Origin of the sequence: Actinocrinis sp. (assembly GCF_035653575.1) — a bacterium.
Classification (GTDB): domain Bacteria; phylum Actinomycetota; class Actinomycetes; order Streptomycetales; family Catenulisporaceae; genus Actinocrinis.
Genome location: NZ_DASRBQ010000169.1, coordinates 14095 through 31192, shown reverse-complemented (window position 1 = coordinate 31192; position 17098 = coordinate 14095). Strand labels below are relative to the sequence as shown.

General features: G+C 70.4%; 16 protein-coding genes. 8 read left to right on the top strand and 8 right to left on the bottom strand.

The window, feature by feature from the left end; all coding sequences use genetic code 11:
- Nucleotides 1-429 (top strand): hypothetical protein (locus VFA06_RS23130; RefSeq protein WP_324842790.1); only part of this gene is annotated, 429 nt, incomplete at its 5' end.
- A gap of 8 nt (nt 430-437) precedes the next feature.
- The gene (locus VFA06_RS23125) at nt 438-1988 is read left to right on the top strand and encodes a hypothetical protein (RefSeq protein ID WP_324842789.1); all 1551 of its coding nucleotides are present in this window, start codon (nt 438-440) and stop codon (nt 1986-1988) included.
- Nucleotides 1989-2230: 242 nt separating this feature from the next.
- Here the strand turns inward: VFA06_RS23125 and VFA06_RS23120 are convergent, their stop codons facing one another.
- Entirely contained in the window at nt 2231-2605 is a 375-nt protein-coding gene (locus VFA06_RS23120; protein ID WP_324842788.1) for an anti-sigma factor antagonist, read from the bottom strand.
- Between the two features lie 167 nt (nt 2606-2772).
- On the opposite strand from VFA06_RS23120, the gene VFA06_RS23115 reads away from it, so the two are divergent.
- Nucleotides 2773-3840 (top strand): EamA family transporter, encoded by a 1068-nt coding sequence (locus VFA06_RS23115; protein WP_324842787.1) that lies wholly within the window; start codon nt 2773-2775, stop codon nt 3838-3840.
- Nucleotides 3841-3924: 84 nt separating this feature from the next.
- On the opposite strand, the gene VFA06_RS23110 is transcribed toward VFA06_RS23115, so the two are convergent.
- Entirely contained in the window at nt 3925-4998 is a 1074-nt protein-coding gene (locus VFA06_RS23110; protein ID WP_324842786.1) for a DUF4232 domain-containing protein, read from the bottom strand.
- 408 nt (nt 4999-5406) lie between these two features.
- Here VFA06_RS23110 and VFA06_RS23105 point away from each other — a divergent pair, with 408 nt between their 5' ends.
- Nucleotides 5407-6555 (top strand): glycosyl hydrolase family 18 protein, encoded by a 1149-nt coding sequence (locus tag VFA06_RS23105; RefSeq protein ID WP_324842785.1) that lies wholly within the window; start codon nt 5407-5409, stop codon nt 6553-6555.
- A 54-nt stretch (nt 6556-6609) separates the two neighbouring features.
- On the top strand, nt 6610-6948 hold the full coding sequence (locus VFA06_RS23100) for a DUF6191 domain-containing protein (RefSeq protein WP_324842784.1): 339 nt from the start codon (nt 6610-6612) through the stop codon (nt 6946-6948).
- Nucleotides 6949-7031: 83 nt separating this feature from the next.
- Here the strand turns inward: VFA06_RS23100 and VFA06_RS23095 are convergent, their stop codons facing one another.
- Genes VFA06_RS23095 through VFA06_RS23080 form a run of 4 tightly spaced genes read right to left on the bottom strand, consistent with a single transcriptional unit; the run spans nt 7032 to nt 10944 of the window.
- The gene (locus tag VFA06_RS23095) at nt 7032-8513 is read right to left on the bottom strand and encodes a N,N-dimethylformamidase beta subunit family domain-containing protein (protein WP_324842783.1); all 1482 of its coding nucleotides are present in this window, start codon (nt 8511-8513) and stop codon (nt 7032-7034) included.
- Nucleotides 8514-8517: 4 nt separating this feature from the next.
- On the bottom strand, nt 8518-9312 hold the full coding sequence (locus VFA06_RS23090) for a methyltransferase domain-containing protein (protein ID WP_324842782.1): 795 nt from the start codon (nt 9310-9312) through the stop codon (nt 8518-8520).
- A 52-nt stretch (nt 9313-9364) separates the two neighbouring features.
- Nucleotides 9365-9832, bottom strand: coding sequence for an SRPBCC family protein (locus VFA06_RS23085; protein ID WP_324842781.1), 468 nt, complete (start codon nt 9830-9832; stop codon nt 9365-9367).
- The gene (locus tag VFA06_RS23080; RefSeq protein ID WP_349260312.1) at nt 9829-10944 is read right to left on the bottom strand and encodes a glycosyltransferase family 4 protein; all 1116 of its coding nucleotides are present in this window, start codon (nt 10942-10944) and stop codon (nt 9829-9831) included. The genes VFA06_RS23085 and VFA06_RS23080 overlap by 4 nt, the downstream gene beginning before the upstream one ends.
- A 207-nt stretch (nt 10945-11151) precedes the next feature.
- Here VFA06_RS23080 and VFA06_RS23075 point away from each other — a divergent pair, with 207 nt between their 5' ends.
- Entirely contained in the window at nt 11152-11889 is a 738-nt protein-coding gene (locus tag VFA06_RS23075) for a class I SAM-dependent methyltransferase (RefSeq protein WP_324842779.1), read from the top strand.
- Nucleotides 11826-12800, top strand: a complete 975-nt coding sequence (locus VFA06_RS23070) for a class I SAM-dependent methyltransferase (RefSeq protein ID WP_324842778.1) — start codon at nt 11826-11828, stop codon at nt 12798-12800. The genes VFA06_RS23075 and VFA06_RS23070 overlap by 64 nt, the downstream gene beginning before the upstream one ends.
- On the opposite strand, the gene VFA06_RS23065 is transcribed toward VFA06_RS23070, so the two are convergent.
- Nucleotides 12801-13466, bottom strand: a complete 666-nt coding sequence (locus VFA06_RS23065) for a GTP cyclohydrolase II (protein WP_324842777.1) — start codon at nt 13464-13466, stop codon at nt 12801-12803.
- Entirely contained in the window at nt 13459-14484 is a 1026-nt protein-coding gene (locus tag VFA06_RS23060) for a lysylphosphatidylglycerol synthase transmembrane domain-containing protein (protein ID WP_324842776.1), read from the bottom strand. Before VFA06_RS23060 ends, VFA06_RS23065 begins: the two co-directional genes overlap by 8 nt.
- A 217-nt stretch (nt 14485-14701) precedes the next feature.
- On the opposite strand from VFA06_RS23060, the gene VFA06_RS23055 reads away from it, so the two are divergent.
- Nucleotides 14702-17086 carry a CDP-alcohol phosphatidyltransferase family protein gene (locus tag VFA06_RS23055; RefSeq protein WP_324842775.1) on the top strand — a complete coding sequence of 795 codons (2385 nt, stop codon included), beginning with the start codon at nt 14702-14704 and terminating at the stop codon, nt 17084-17086.
- The last annotated feature ends 12 nt before the right edge of the window (nt 17087-17098 follow it).

Genomic DNA, 17098 nt, shown 5'->3' with positions numbered 1-17098 from the left:
GTCGCCGCCGTCTGGGCCGGCGCGCGCTCCCCCGCCGCCGGGCACATCGAACGAAGGGCACGGCTCAGGCCGCCGAACGCGCTCGCCGTCACCGGCGTGCTGGTCTTCGCGGCCGCAGCGGCCCTGGCCGTCGACTACTCCGCGACCTCCGCCACCGCCGATACTGACACGATGTCATCGGTCGCGGTGTGGGCCTACCCCTTGGGCGATCAGCTCCACGTGGGCGTGCGGCAAACTGCCGGGCACGGCGCCGACTCGCTGCGGATCGTGGTGACTCAGGCGGGAGCGACGGTCGCGACGTGGAACAACATCCACCTCGCTCCGGGCCAGTCGTGGGAGGCGCCGGCGCTCACCGTTCCCGGACCCGGCCCCGCCCAGGTCGTCGCGCTCGACGGCACGACCGTCGTGGCGAGCCTCTCGAGCCGGTGACGGCAGCCATGAAACGAGACGGCCGCCGCAAGCTCTGGCTGCGAACCGGACTGATCATCGCCTTGGTCGCCGTGGTCACGTCGGTGGCGGCGCCATCCGCCCCTTCGGCCGCGTCCGCCAACGGGCATGCCGAGCACCGTCGCCCGTCCCCGCTGAGCCGGTACCTGCGCACCCTTCGTCTCATCAACTACTTTCCAGCCGACGACGGCTGGCAGTACATGTGGACCCACTGGGAGCCTGACCGGATCGATCACGATTTCGCGGTCATGGCGAGCATGGGCGCGAATGCGGTGCGAGTCACCGTGTTCCCGGATGTGATGGGCTTTCCGAGCCCGAGTCCGGTCATGCAGTCCCGCCTCGCGAAGATCGTCGACTTGGCCGACGCGCACGGGCTCAAAGTGCAGCTTTCCCTCTTCGACCAGTTCACCGACTTCGCCGACATCCCGGCCAGCCTCACCTGGGCGCGCGAAATCCTCGATCCCCTGAGTGCAGGCTCGCGCGTGGCGTTCATCGACGTGCGCAACGAACTGGACGCGCCATCGACGCTGGGAGACGCTCAGGTCTACCGGTGGCTGAACGCGCTGCTTCCCGCTGTAAAGGACGACGCACACGCAGTCCCGGTCAGCCTCTCCGTGACCGCGCCCGCGCACATCAGCACCCTGCGAGCGGCGCTTCGCGTCGAGCCCGACTTCTGGGACCTGCACTACTACGCGTCTGACGGTCTGGCCTACGCGTCCATGGCCGCAGCCGTCCAGGCCGCGGCCCCGCTGCCGGTGTTCGTCGGCGAAACGGGGTTCGCGACGGCCAGCGAGGGCTCCCCTCCCGGCCTGCCCGACGGTCAGGCTGCACTTGAGGCGTATCAGGCCCACTACTACCAAGCCGTCGAGCAGGCCGCGCTCTCACTCGGTCTCGGAGCCGCGGCGCCCTGGACCCTGTACGACTTCACCGCAGCCGCGATACCGAGCCAGCAGCAGCCCGACCAGTACACCTTCGGGCTCCTGCACAGCGACGGGACACCCAAGCCAGCGGCGGACGTCGTGCGCCAGGTCTTCCGCGGCGAAGGCGTCAGAGCGGACTTCAACAGCGGTTTCTCGCAGGCAGTGTCCACGCCACAGGGCGAGCTGCCCGCGATCTGGCGGCTGTGGGAGCCCGATCACGCCCGGTTCGCGCTCGATGCGGCCGTCGGTCACGACACGCCGGGAGGGTCGGCCCGCATCTCCGCCAGCGGCGGCGATGACGCGAGCATGCCGGCCTTCTATACCGTCCCGGTGCGGCCGCAGATCGTGCCCGGCGGCCAGTACCGCGTGACGGCCTGGGTCCGCGGAAACCGGGCGACCGGCACGACCATGGTGAACGTCAGCTGGTTCGACGGCCGGGGCGTCTTCATCAGCGGCACGGACTCCCCCACCCTCAGCTCGGGCGACACGGACTGGACCGAGCTGGAAGCGACCGGGGTGGCCCCGCTCGGCGCCGCCTTCGCGGAGATCTGGCTCAAGAGCGCCCGCAATTCAGGCACCGTATGGTTCGATGATGTGACCTGGGCACGGTCGACGGCCTGAGCGCGGACGACGTTAAGACGGTAACGGTAAGGGTGCGTCGTGAAGATGATCCGGCGGCTGTTGCTCTGCCGTTGCGGCCACGAGCGAAGCGCGCATCTGCACTACCGCAGGGGTAGCGACTGCGCACACTGCGATTGCCGCCGATGGTCCCCGCGCTGGCGGCTGGACCGCAGGCGGGTGCGCGGGTGACCCGACCGCCCGCCTGTCGTGGTCGCCGTGGTCGCCGTCGGCGTGTAACCGGGCTACCGGGATGAGGTCTCGGACTGAGTCATCGGCGAACCGACATGGGCCAGTGCGTCCTCGACGGTCGGGCAGATCGTCAGGATGTCCTTCATGCCCGCCACTTCGACCAAACGCATGACGATCTTCGAGGGCACCAGGACGAACCGCTGGTTCAACCGCCGGAACTCGTTGCTGGTGCGCAGCACGATGTACAGGCCGGATGAGTCCATGAAGCGCAGGCCGGTCAGATCCAGCACCAGCGGCATGTCGTTCGTGGTGTGCCTTATCAGCGCGACCTCGAGCGCACGGGCGCGCACCATGTCCAGTTCCCCGGCCGCTGTCAGCACACAGCAGCCCGCATGTTCGACGCTGGTGATCTCCAGCCCCGCGACCATGGTCCTTTCCTCCATATATGGGCGACAACCGACAAACCCGGCAGCGCCGGGCGGTAGCGTCCACGCCTATTAACCGGAGACCCGGTGAAATTAACGCGGACAGCGGAATCGTCCAGGGACCGACTGGTCAGGGGTCACTGTCGGAGTGAGCTATTACCATCGTCACCGTGGACAGGACGAGCGGTGACACGGCGGGCGCGACGCCGCTGGACAGTGCGGGGCCGAACAGGGCGCTGCTGAGCAAGACGAGCGTCGGTGTGCTGCTCGGCGTGACCTCATCGGTCTCCTTCGGAGCGTCCGGCCCCTTCGCCAAGGCGCTGATCGATGCCGGATTCAGTCCGCTGCAGGCGGTCTGGCTGCGGATCGTCGGCGCCGTGCTCATCCTGGTCGCGTGCAGCGCGGCGCTGCGCCGGCGCGGCCTGATCGCGATGCTGCGGCGCAACAGCGGCCTGGTGACCGTGTACGGCCTGGTCGCCGTCGCCGGCTGCCAGGCGGCTTACTTCGTGGCCGCCAGCCGGCTGCCGGTCGGCGTGGCGATCCTGCTGGAGTTCACCGGGCCGGTGCTCGTCGTCGGCTGGGTGCGCTTGGTGCGCCGGTGGCCGGTGCCGCGCGTCTCGCTCGTCGGAGTCGCGGTGGCGATGGCGGGCCTGGTGTGCGTGGTGCAGATCTGGTCCGGCGTCCACCTGGATCCGGTGGGCCTCGCGGCCGGGCTCGGGGCGGGTACCGGCAATGCCACGTTCTTCCTGCTGATCGACCGCCTCACCGGCAGCGTCGATCCGCTGGCCCTCAACCTCGGCGGGATGATCGTGGCAGCCGTCGCGCTGGCGCCGCTGGCCACCCCGTGGTCGACGCCGTGGGGCGTGCTCACCCGCGAGGTGCCGCTCGGCCACGGCTCGGCCGCTCCCGGCTGGCTGCTGGCCGCGTCCGTCGTTCTCGTCAGCACCTCGATCGCCTACCTGACCGGAACCGCGGCCGTACAGCGGCTGTCCGCGCCGGTGGCCGCGGGCCTCGCGTACATCGAGCCGACCTCGGCCGCGGTGATCGCCTGGGTGGCGTTGGGCGAGCGGCTGAATCCGGTGCAGATCCTCGGCGGTTTCGTCGTCCTGTTCGGCGCGTTCCTCGCCCAGCGCGGCATTGCCGCCGGACGCGGGAGGGACGGCGCGGCCGCTGCCGTGGCCGAGGCGCCCGGCGACGAAGTGGCCTCGACGGGATTCGAGCCGGCGCTCACGCCCTGAAGCGCGGGCGGCGCTCGGGTGCCGCCCCGGTCGCCGGAGAGGCGTGGGCGGCACCCGAGCCGCTGCAAGACGGCCTGCGGGCCGTTAACTGATCGAGATCGGCAGCGAGGCCAGTGGTGCGGGGCCGACCGGCTGGTTGTTCGCCGCGTCGGTCAGCGTCACGTTGACGTCTGAGGTGCCGCTGCTCACGCTCGCGGACTGTGCCGAGCTCAGGCGCACGTGGAAGGTGAAGATGTCGGTCTGCCCGGCGGGAATCGCGATGGCGGGGACCGCTGTCTTGTTCAGGAAGTCGGTTCCGAAGCCCTCGACGTCGTAGGGCGCCGACTGCACGCCGCTGAAGCGCGGATCGACGACGTTCAGCGTCCCGGAGGGGAACAGCGTGCTCGCCGTGCACGAGCAATGCCCGAACGAGACCACGAGACCCACTTGCGCGTAGTCGGTGCTCGTCGGATTGTGCAGCAAGACCGTGAACGCGACCGCCGGTCCGCCCGGGGTGAGCGTGATGCCTCCCTCGGGGGTGATGTCGACCTGAAGTCCCGTGGAGTCCTGCGGACCGCCCGCATCGCTTGAGGCGCTGCTGACGGGATGCACCTGGAAGTCGGCGCAGGCGGTGAGCAGCGACGGCAGGTTCGTGTTGGAGGTCTGGTCCGGCGCGGTCACCAGCAGTCCCGTGGCGCCTGCGCCCTTGCACGCCTGCGAGCCGTTCGGCGCGGCGTCAAGCGCTTCGACGAGGGCTGCGGCGCTGTGCCCGGATTCCAGGACCACCGTCGGGATGCTCTGCCCGGACGGCAGACCGCCGAGGTATCCGCTTCGGGTGCGGGTCGCGTTCTGCAGCGTCTGCGAGCCGTGAAGCTGGGCGACGCCCGGGTAACCGCGCATGAAGCAGGTGTGGCCGCTGATGTTGGAGAAACGCAGCAACTCGCTTTGGTGCCCGCCGCCCGAAGGTCCGGTCGTCGCGGTGATGGTCAGACCTAAGGCCGTGCACTCGGGCGTCCCCGCGGGGCCGGAGGTTGAGCCGACCCCGATTGCGCCGCCAGCCGAGCCGCCGCCACTTGCGCTACCCGCACCGTTACCGGCGCCCGACACCGGCGCACCCGACGTCGCGGCCGGACCGGGGGCCCCGATCGCCGTCGCGGAGCAGCCGCTAGCGGCGATCATGATTCCCGCTACCGCCAGGCTTGCTGCCGCCAACGCGAGGCCACGCCTGGCCCCACGTCCGACCACATCGCTCCGGCCCCCGGCCCAGTTGCCGGGCGAAACCGCCATGCCCTTCGAGTCTCCAACCGCGTGCTGGCGCATCTATGGCCTCCTGCATCTCAGGCCGTCTCGCGCGGCCTCTCATGGATAGGAGGAGCGGACCCCCGAAGCGCCAACAGAAAAATCCCAAGAGATTTTCGGAGCGCTGCCCGAAGATCCCCGGCTCGCTCATGCGCCGTCCGGCACCGTTCGCGCTACGATTCCCCCGCCTGAGATCCGAATCCAGCAACGGCCATCGGCCTGCTGGCGCCAGGCGCGCCGCCGTACTCGATCAAGCCCCGGCGGCGTGGCACGAAGGGACGACCAGCAATGTCACGCGCACGACTCGCGGCTACCGCGATCGGCGCTGCGACCGCTCTGCTCCTTGCGGTCATCGGCTTCGTTCTGCTGGTCGGCGGACACGCCTCGGTGCCGCGCTCCCCCTCGATAGCCGGCGCGCTCGTGACCGGGGCGCCGACGGTCACAGCCGTGAACGTGACGACTGGCGCGCCAGAACTTTCGGACGCGGCTGTTAGCAGTGCAGGACCGACAGACGTCAGTGCCGCGCCGACAGTCGTCAGCTCCGCGCCAAAGCACGTACTCGCAGGCTACTGGCAAGACTTCGTCAACCACGCCATCCCGATGCCCCTCGCCGCGGTACCCAGGGGCTACAACCTCGTGGACGTCGCGTTCGCCGCCGCAGACGCGCAGCACGACGGCGGCGTGACCTTCACGCTGAGCCCCGCGCTCGCGCAGGCACTCGGCGGGTACACGACGGAGCAGTTCACTCAGGACGTCGCGACACTGCACGGGCGCGGACAACACGTGCTGCTGTCGGTCAACAACGCCGGCGGCGCCGTCTCGATCAACTCGCCGGCCGCGGCGGCCAACTTCGCCAAGAGCATCAGCGGCCTGATGAGCACATATGGGTTCGACGGCGTCGACATCGACTTCGAGAACGGCTTCGACGTCGCCTCCACGGCTCAGGCCCTGCGCAGTCTCGCGGCTCTGCATCCCGGCGCGCTCATCACGCTCGCGCCGCAGACAGGCGACATGGAATCCACCGGCGGCGCCTACTTCCAGCTGGCGCTGAGCATCAAATCGATCCTGACCATCTCGTTCACGCAGTACTACAACGCGGGCTCCACGGTCGGCTGCGACGGCGCCGTCCACGCTCAGGGCACCGAGGACTTCCTGACCGCCCTGGCCTGCACCCAGCTGCGCGGCGGCCTGAGCCCGTCCCAGGTCGGGATCGGCCTGCCTGCCTCCAAGTTGGCGGCGAAACGCGGCTACCTCGCCCCAGACCTGGTCAACAGCGCCCTGGACTGCCTCGCCTCGGGCAGCGGATGCTCCGGTTTCACACCGCCCGCGGCCTGGCCGGCCATCGGCGGGGCGATGACGTGGTCGATCAACTGGGACGCGGCCAACGGCTACGAGTTCCTGCGGACGGTGAGCCCGCACCTGCAGTCGATGCCTTAATGGCCGTGCGCACGCGGCCGGGAACGCGCGGGCGTGCATGCTCGTTGAGCTGGCGTGATTCTGTGGCTGCTGTCGCTTCCCGCGCTCGTGGTGCTGCTGACCGGGCTCGCAGTGGTCGAGACGCTGCTGCTGCGGCTGGGAAAGGCCGGAATCATCCCGTGGCGGCGACAGTCGGGCACTCGAGGTGTCGCTTCAACCGGCTTCGAAGTGCTGCAGGGGCATCTGTCCGCCGGCAAGGCCCAGGAACTCAAGCAGCGCCATACCTCGCTCGTGTTGCGTGAGGACGAGGAGGCCGGAGCGCCTCCGACCTCTTATATCGACCTCGACGAGGGCACGGCGACCATCCGGCTTCGCAAGGATGGTCGCACCGGCGCGGCCGAAAGCACGTCCTAGACGCTACGACGGCGGGCTGGACGGGTCCGGGGGCCGTTGCGCGCCCGAGTCAGGGCACGGAGCGAGTTGCGGAACGGCACAAATCACCGGGCGGAGCGCGTCAGATCGCGCAGGGCTGCTGTGACCAACGCGGTCACGCGCGGGTCAGCGGAGCGTCCGCCCTGTCCGTCGAGCGCCCAGGCCAGTTCCATGGTGCCCATCGCGAACACGCGACCTCCGCTCGGCGCAGTGGCCCGCACCATGTCCGCGCTGTGCGTGACACCGCCGGACCCCGGAATGCTCGTGGTCATCAGCCGCACCACCTGGCCTGCGAAGCAATCGGGGATGTACGAGTCCCACTCGTAGCCGACGACGCCCGGTATCACGTCCCCGGGCGCCAAACCGGCGGCCGCAAGCCACGGATCACTGCGCGGCCCGACGACCGTGTACGCGGTGGGCGGCGAGGTCAGATCGCGCTGCGCCGCCCACAAATGCTCCACTCCCATCAGCCTGCACTCTGGCTCGCCGAAGGAGCTGAAGAACCCGCTTTCCAGGCGCGGGTCACGGACCGGATCGAGAGAGCTGTCGAGTGAGCTGTCGCGCCACTCCACGATCGCCCGCCGGCCGGCGGCATAGCGCATCCGCCACTCGCCGCTGTTGGAGCCGAACATCAGGTTCACCGCGCGCGCCAGCGCCTGGTCGAACGCCTCCCGCATCTGCTGCGTCCAGTACTCGTCGTGGCCGATCGAGAACACCAGGCGGTGGTGCAGCAGCGATCCAGGAGTCGTGTCCGTGTCGATGTCGGTCTGGTAGGAGACGTCGATGCCGCTGCGTTCCAGGAAGCGGACCCAGGGCAGCTCGAGCCGCGTGACCATGTCGTGGAATTCGGACTGGTCGAAGGGGCGGTCGAACGACACCTCGAGCGCGTGCCTGCTGGTGTTGAACTGGTAGAGGCTCTTTCCGCCCCATGGGTTATAGGCCTCCCAGGTGTTCACCGGCACCTGGACCAATACTGCGGTCGCGGGAGCCGCCGGGTTCTGACGCACGATCAGCGGGACGTTTCCCACAGCGCCGGCGTGCGCGCCGCTCACGATCTCGAGCTTGGCCTCGTAGTAGCCGGAGGCAGCGTCGGACGGGATCACGACGTTCTCGGTCACCCGCCATGGGGCCCGGAACAGCCCGGTGACGGAGTCGGGCGTGGTCGGCGGGGGCTGTGCGATCGCGGCGTGGCTAGAGCGGCAGCCCGGCACGCACGCGATCAGGCGCCCTCCGATCCCTTGGTACCACCCGAGTCGGTATACGAATACGCGATAGCGCGAGCCTGGCGGCGCGGCTACGTGCAGCTGAAAGCTTTGCCCAGGTGTGACGCTGGTTTCCGAGGCGTAGCCGGTGATCACCGTCCCGGCGTTGGCCGGGATCTCCCAGCCGGGGGTGCCTGGGCGCGAATTCTCTCGCTGCACCGGATTCGCGGCGGCGGAGGTCGCGGGCAACGAGAGGGATGTGCCGCTGCGGCTGAAGCCACTGCATCCGCTGACAAGGAGCGCCGCAATCGTGGCGCCGATGGCTAGGAAGGTCGTGCGTGACATCGGGTCAGTCGCTGCGATCGATCCTGGCCGCTTCAGCGAGCACTGCTTTTTCAGCCAGCACCGCCTCTTCAGCCAACACCGCCTCTTCAACCAGCATCGCCGCTCCCCCGGGCTCGGCCGCGGAGGGTCGCGGGCCGCGGGAGCCGGCCGCGAGGAACGCGGTCCCGAAGAACAGCTCGGTCCAAGAGAGATCGGCAAGTTCTTCCTGCATCGCCGCGTGAATCGCGTCCCACGGGCTGCGCATCATCCACTCGTCGATAGAGGCGAAGTGGCGCACGATCGCGGTGCCGAGCCGCGCCAGCCACTCGGGCGTGTTGCCGGGGACCTTCAAATCCAGCACGACCCAGCGTCCGCCTCCGGCGAGAGCCGCGGCGCCGTGCGCGATCACCTGCGCGCACTCAGGCACCTGCGAGAGGGCATAGGTGGACAGGATCGCGTCGACCCGGGCCGGGAACTCGAAGTCGGCGGCGTCGGCTTGCACGAGGCAGACGTTGCGCCAGTGGTTCGTCTCTACCCGCTCCTGGGCGCGGGCGAGCATCGCGTCGGTCAGATCGACGCCGATGATCCGGCCGCCGGGACCGATCGCCGCCTCGATCAGCGGGAAGTTCAGGCCGGTCCCGCAGGCGATGTCGATCACGCTGTCCCCCGCGCGAAGGCCGAGCGCTTGTACGGCCCGCAGGCGTTGTGCCTGCTGGGGGTAGCCGGGCGCGGGGTAGAGCCGCGATGTGACGTCGTAGTGCTTCGCCTTCTTGCGGTACGTCTCGATCAGGTGCTCTCGGGTATGGTCGATCTGGCTCACGGTGTGCTCCTCGATCTCGCTACCGTCGCGGTGGAACCGCGCACCAGCCTCGCTAGGGCTGCGCGCCTTCCCGCGCGGCGGAGTCGACAGCGGCCTTGATCGCGAGCATCTCGCGGTCGCTCACCCGCTGAATTCGGGTTTTGAGAACTCGGCCGGGGACCGCGCGCATGACGCCTCCGAGATCGACCTCGATCCACATCGTGGCGTCGGTCCGCTTGTCGTCCAGCGGTTCAAGCTCCATCCCCCAGCGCGCCGCGGAGGTTCCCATCGGCCCGGCGAACGCCACGTACCGGGGCGCCTCGACGAGGGTTACCTGCTGGCTGCGGCCGCGCGAGAGCCCGAGTATCAGCTTCGCCCGCTGATCCAGTCGTGCGCCGGGCTCAAGCGCGGCGCCGTCGCGAACCCGGCACTCGAGCACCGTCGGCGCCCACTCCGGCCAGCGTCCGACGTCGCAGAGATACGCCCACACCTCCCGGACGTCGTTGTCGATCGTGATGCGGCTCTCGGTTCTGATGGTCATCGGCGCTGCGCTCCTTCCTCCCGATGGACGGCGCCGGAAAAGCTCACCCGGGGCTCTGCCTGGGCGGTCAGCGCGGTCGCTATCTCGTGCGTGGTCTGGTCCCAGCCGTGCAGGGTCGAGCGCCGGCGGTGTGCGGCGGCCCGCAGCCGGCGCCGGTGGCGCTCGTCACTCAGCCACTCTCCGAGCGCGGCAGCGAGCGCGGCTGGATCGCCGGGCGGGACCAGTTGGCCGGGACGGGAGCCGTCGGGCGCGAAGCCGAGTGCTTCGGGCAGCCCGCCGACGGCGGCGGCTATGACGGGCAGGCCGTGGGAGAGCGCTTCGGTGACGGCCATGCCGTAGGTCTCTGACCGGGACGGGGCAACGAGCAGGTCGGCGGTGCTGTATGCGTCGCTGAGCTCTGCGCTGCTCAGGACGCCGGTGAGCCGGATGCGGTGGCCAAAGCCGAGGCGCGAGATCCGGGCCCGCAGTCCCTCGACGAACTCCGGGTCCCGGTCGAGCGGTCCGACCAGCATGCAGTGCCAGTCACGGTCAGCCAGCTGCGCGAGCGCCTCGACGAGGAGATCCTGGCCCTTGTGGTGGGCGAGGACTCCGACGCAGAGCAGTTGGCCGCGCACGGGCCGGGCCGGTTCGGTGACCCGATCGACGCCGGGCCGGGCGACGCGCACCCGGTGGGCCGGGATCCCGTATCGCGCGAGCACCTGTTGGCGGGTCCATTCGCTGGTAACGACCACGCTGGTGGCCGCGTGGAGCACGGCGTGTTCGGAGCGTTCCGCGGCGGCGTCGTGAGACGTGTCGAGGGCGGTGGCCAGCGGCATATGCAGCAGCACCGTGCTGCGGATCCGTCCGGCGTGCGGCAGCAGCTGCGCGGCGGCCGCCGAGGCGATCAGCCCGTCGATCAGGAGGGTCTCGCCGTCGGGGATGGCGGAGACGATACGGGCCAGGTCGGCGCGGGGGCCCGCTCCGGGTTCCGGCCACGCCCCGGCCACGGTCCTGACCAGCACGTCCCATCCGGCCTCGGCCAGTCCGGCGCAGACGCGCCGATCGTAAATATTGCCGCCGGTAGGCCGATCGGGGGACTCGAACCCCGCGGGGGCTACTACGTGGACCAGCATCTCGTTCCCGGCCCTCCAGAGCGTCTGCCGCACCAAGCCGGCCCCACCTGCGGCCGAGCTGAACCACACTCGCCGCCGAACCGTCATACCTACATACAGTGGTACGTAAGAAAAGACAGTCGTGGTTCAACCCGGGACGATCGGCGGTGCGGCTACGCCGGGCCGGACACCGCGCGGGTCTGACGTGAGACGGGATCGGCGAGCACATTGTCGACGGCGCTGGAGCGGGCCCGGGCGGCCGCCTTTCCCGCGGCCCAGTATGTGGGCCAGGAGAGCTTCATGCAGGCGGGCGAGATCCGGGAGCTTGCTCGCCGGGCCCGGGTCGGTTCCGGGGTCTCGGTGCTGGACCTGTGCTGCGGGGTGGCCGGTCCCGGCCGGATGATCGCGGCGGAGTCGGCGTGCCGCTATCTGGGTGTCGACCAGTCCGCCAGCTCGCTGGCCACCGCACGTGAGCGGGCCGGGCAGCTTCCCTGCCGCTTCGAGCAGGCTCACCTCCCGCCGCTGCCGCAGGGCCGTTTCGAGGTGGCCTTCCTGCTGGAGACGATGCTGGCCTTCCCGGACAAGGACGCCTTGGTACGCGAGGTGGCGCGCGTGCTGGAGCCGGGCGGGCGTTTCGCCTTCACGGTCGAGGAAGGCCGGCCGCTCACGCAGCAGGAGCGGGCGCGAATGCCCGCAGCCGACACGGTCTGGCCCATCGAGCTGACGCAGCTGACGACCATGCTGCACGACTCGGGGCTGACAGTGACCTGGCAGCAGGAGCACAGCTCCTCCCACCACGCGACGGCGACGGCGCTGCTCGACTCCTACCGGGCCGATGCTCGCCAGATCGCCGACGAGATCGGATCGCGGACCGCCGCCGAGCTGATCGCGGCCCATCGGCTGTGGAGCGACTGGCTCGGCAGCGGGCGGATGCGCAAATTCGCGATGGTGGCCGAGAAGAAATGACCGACCTCGATGAGACTTCGATGACCTCGAACTTCTCCCGCTACCTGACCGCGAAGACGACCGTGGACGATCGGGCGCTCAACCGGCAGGTGCTGGCCGAGCTGCGCCGGCTGATGCCCGCCGGCGCGCCGCGGGTGCTGGAGGTCGGCGCCGGGCTGGGGACGATGGTGGCGCGCCTGATGGACTGGGGCGTGCTCAGCAGCGGCGAGTACGTTTTGCTTGACGCGGATCGTCGGCTGCTGGATGGCTCTCGCCGGTGGTTGTGCGATTGGGCGGACGTGCGCGGCCTGCGCAGCGACCTGCTGCCGGACGGGCTGCAGCTGGGTGACCTTCGGGTGCGCCTGGTGCACGCCGAGCTCGCGAGTCATCTGGAGGCCGAGCGCGGGGCGCGGGCTGACGTGCTGATCGCCAACGCCGTCCTGGACCTGGTGGACGTGCCGGCCGTCCTGCCCGGGCTGCTGCAGCTGCTCGTTCCCGGCGGCGTCTACTGGTTCACGATCAACTACGACGGCGAGAGCGTCTTCATGCCCGACCACCCGCACGACGACCAGGTGATGAGGGCGTACCACCGCGATATGGACGAGCGCGTTCGCTACGGCAGGCCGGCCGGGGAAAGCCGAACGGGCCGCCATCTGTTTCAGCACCTACGGACGGCGGGGGCACCCGCTCTGGCGGCGGGATCCTCGGACTGGGTCGTGAGCGCCGATCCGAAGGGCGATTACCCGGGCGATGAGGCTTACTTCGTGCGCTGCATCCTCGACACGATCCGGGATGCGTTACGCAGCCGCCACGACCGGGTGGAACCGACCGATCTGGCCGACTGGCTGGCTGAGCGCTACCGGCAGCTGGCCGCGGGCGAGCTGGTCTATATCGCCCACCAGCTTGATTTCGTGGGCCGCTCGCCACGGTAGTCACCGCGGACGGCCGTCGAGCCCCCGCGCGATGAGATCGTGCCCGCCGCGCCGGGCCTTGGTGGCCAGGTAGGCGGCGTTGGCCTCGGTAAGGTGCAGCGCGGTCGGAACCTGCTGGGCGATGGTGATGCCCAGGCGGGCGAGCTGAGCACCTTTATCCGGGTTGTTGCTCAGCAGCACAATGCGGGTGGCGCCGAGCGCGTGCAGCATTTGGGCGGCGCTGGTGTAGTCGCGCTCGTCGGCCTGGTGACCGAGCGCGACATTCGCGTCGTAGGTATCCAAGCCGCCGTCTTGCAGCGCGTAGGCGTCGAGCTTGTCGTATAGTCCGATGCCGCGGCCTTCCTGGCGTAGGTACAGCAGATAGCCGCCCTGCTGGGCGATCCGCTCGATCGCTTCGCGCAGTTGCGCCCCGCAATCGCAGCGCTCACTGCCGAACACGTCGCCGGTGAGGCATTCGCTGTGTACGCGCACCAGCGGTGATTCGGCCGCCGCCGGCTGGCCGAGTTCGAGGGCGATGTGCTGGCGCGCATCAGCCAGTCCGGTGAAACTGACGATCGTCGCAGTGGTCGAAAAGTCGTCGGCTAGACGCAGCGGGAGGCGAATACGCTGGCGGATCGCCGCCGGTGTGGCGCTCCGCACGGGCCGCGGATCTGCCCGGTCAATCACGAACGGCCTCCAACGCCCGCGGCGCCGGATCGGGCCGTCTCGACTGGGCCGGTTGTCGCTGGTCGCGGCGGTGGCGCACGGCGTCGCCCAGCAGCAGGCCCGCGCCGGGGACGACCGCGACCAGCATGAGCACCGCGTAGAGGGTGGAGACCGTGACCCCGGCGGCCGCGCCGAGCCCGGCCGCGGCGAAGACCCAGGCGGCGGCTCCCTCCCTCAGCCCCCAGCCGCCGACGCTCAAGGGGATCACCGCCGCGGTCTGGATGATCATCAGCAGCGCGGTGAGCTCGCCCAGGGGCGCGGTGCAGCCGGCGACCCGGGCCGCGATGACGAATGTGACCGTGTGCCCGACGACGACCAGCACGGAGGCCACGGTGAGCTGGGGCCACACGTCGGGGGCCAGCAGGCCGCGGCGAAGGTCGTCGGACACGGCTCGGGCGGCGCGTGCCAGCCGTGGCCTGCCGTGGCGGGCCGCGCGCCGCACCAGCAGCGCAGCACACCCGGCAGCGCCCGCCGCACCCGCCAGGACGTAGGGCAGCGCGGGCCGGACCGGCGACGGCAGCGTCAGCAGCACCCCCGCGGTCAACACGGCCTGGACGACCTGGCCCCACAGTCGTTCCCATGCCACCGCCCGCAGCCCCCGCACCACGTCGCCTGCGCGCCGACCGTGCGTGACCGCGCGGTTTACGTCGCCGAGGACCCCGCCGGGCAGCACGGAGTTGAGGAACAGCGAACGGTAGTAGGCGCCGACCGCGGCCGGGAGGCCGATGTCGACGCCGAGCGCCCGGGCGACGACCCGCCATCGCCAGGCGCAACACACCGAGGTCGCAAGCGTGAGCGTGCCGGCGACCGCGACGGCCTGCCAGGTGACCGCGCGCAGCCCGTTCTCGAACGGCGCCGCGCCGACCTGCCGCCCGAGAAACCACAGCACGACGGCGCCGGCCGCCAGGCGCAGCAGGGGTGAGCCGAAGCGGCGGACGCCCGGGCCGATTCTGGCCGCAACCGAGTACAAATCAGCCACACCGGTTTACACGCACTGGCCAGACGCACAGTTCAACCAGACGCACTGTGCGACGGGACACACTGTGCAGCCGGACACACCCCTGCAACGGGACACACACGGCAACCGGCCCGCCTGGGGTAGCGTTGCGGGCGCCCGCGCCCGGTCGCGGTGAACCAGCGTGACTGCAGGCCCGTTCTCCGCACGAGGACGGCGGCACATTGGCTACGGAGGCACGGTGCGTACGATTCAGGCTGCGGACGAAGGCGCACCGCCTACCACTGCGCTCGCGGGCAGGGACGCGCCGGCGACGATTCGGCTCGCGGCGATCCTGGGGCTGCTCGCCACAGCCGCCCTGCTCGGAATCGTGTCCGCGACGGCGGGCCTCGGCGTCGCCGGCTGGATCAGCGGTCTGGCCACCGGTTCGGCGGCGAGCACGCTGCTGGTCACGGCCCGCATGCGCGGCGAGCCAGCGGCGATCTTCCCGGCGGACTGGGTCACCCTGAGCCGCAGCCTGCTGATCGCCGGGGTCGCGGGCCTCGTCGCCGACTCCTTCAGCCGGCCGGTGTCGGTTACCGCGCTGGTCACGCTGGCCACCGTCGCGCTGGTGCTCGACGCCGTGGACGGGCAGGTGGCCCGCCGTACCGGCACCACCACCCCACTGGGCGCCCGCATCGACGGCGAGGCCGACGCTTTTCTCATCCTGCTGCTGAGCATCGCCGTCTCCCAGGACTACGGCAACTGGGTGCTGGTCATCGGCGCCGCCCGCTACGTGTTCCTGCTCGCGGGCTGGGTGGTCCCGTGGCTGGCCGCGCAGCTGCCGCCCCGGTACTGGCGCAAGGTCGTGGCGGCGGTGCAGGGCATCGTGCTGACCGTCGCCGCGTCCGGGCTGCTGGCTCAGCTCACCGGGATGCTCGCGGTCGCCGCCGCGGCGCTGCTGTTGGCCGAGTCGTTCGGCCGCGACGTGATCTGGCTGTGCCGCGCCGGCGCCACCGCGCGCACCCGCCGCGTCCTGCGGGTGGCCGTCACGGTGCTTTCGGCCGCGATCGTGTGGGGCGTTCTGCTCGCTCCCGAACATGCCGAGCAATACTCGTTCACCGCCTTCGTCCGCGTCCCGCTCGAGGGCCTGGTGCTGGTCGCCGTCGCGCTGGTGCTGCCGGCCCGGCCGCGGCGGATCCTGGCCGCCGTCGCCGGATTCCTGTTCGGCCTGCTCACGCTGGTCAAGATCCTCGACGTCGGGTTCTACACGGAGGTCGACCGGGCGTTCAACCCGGTGCTGGACTGGGGCGACATCGGCCCCGCGCTCGGCGTGGTGCGCGACGCGATCGGCCCCGCGCGCACCAATGTCGCGCTCGTCGCGCTGTGGGTCGGCGTCGTGCTGATCGTCGGCGGGATCACCGCCTCGGCGGTTCGCATCACCTCCGTGGCGGCCCGGCATCGCCGTGGCACCGCTCGGGGGCTCGCCGGACTCACCGTGGTCTGGGCGCTGTGCGCGGCCCTGTCGGTGCAGCTCGTCCCGGGATTCCCGGTGGCCTCCACCAGCACCGCCTCGCTGGCCGTCGCGCAGGTGCGCGACACTCGGGCGGCGCTGCGCGACAACCGCGCCTTCCAGCAGTCCCTGACCGGCTACGACCCTGCGGCGAGCGTCCCCGCTTCGGACCTGCTCACCGGGTTGCGTGGCAAGGACGTCATCATCGCCTTCGTCGAGAGTTACGGGCAGGTCGCCGTCCAGGGCACGACCTTCTCCCCCGGCGTCGACTCCGTCCTGCGCAAGAGCACCGCCTCGCTGGCCGACGCCGGCTGGTCCACCCGCAGCGCCTGGCTCACCTCCCCCACCTTCGGCGGGATCAGCTGGCTCGCCCACTCCACCCTGCAGTCGGGCGTATGGGTCAACACCGAGCAGCGGTACGGCGAACTCGTCACCAGCCACCGGTTCAACCTCACCGACGCGTTCCACAAGGCCGGCTGGCGCACCGTCAGCGACGCGCCGTCCGACGAGTACACCTGGCCGGCCGGCTCGTCCTTCTACCACTTCGACAAGCTCTACGACCGGCGCAACGTCGGCTACCACGGCCCGACCTTCAGCTACGCCTCGATGCCCGACCAGTACACCCTGGCCGCGTTCCAACGCCTCGAGCTCACCCCCGGCCACAAGCCCGTGATGGCCGAGTTCGACCTGGTCTCCTCGCACACGCCCTGGGCGCCGCTGCCGAGCATGGTGCCCTGGGACCAGGTCGGCGACGGCTCGATCTTCGACCCCATGCCCGCGCGCAGCCAGTCCCCGATCGCGGTCTGGCGCAGCGCCGCCACCGTGCGCCAGTTCTACGGCCAGTCGATCCAGTACTCGATGTCGGCCCTCACCTCGTGGGTCACCGAGGCTAACGACCCGAACCTCGTGCTCATCCTGCTCGGCGACCACCAGCCCAACACCACCGTCAGCGGGGCCGGCGCCAACCACGAGGTGCCGATCTCGATCATCGCCCGCGATCCGTCCGTGCTGCAGCGGATCACCCCCTGGCATTGGCAGGACGGGCTGCTGCCAGGACCCTCCGCCCCGCTCGAGCCGATGGACGCCTTCCGCGACCAGTTCCTCGACACCTTCAACACCCGGCCGGCCGGCTGAGCCCGGGGATGC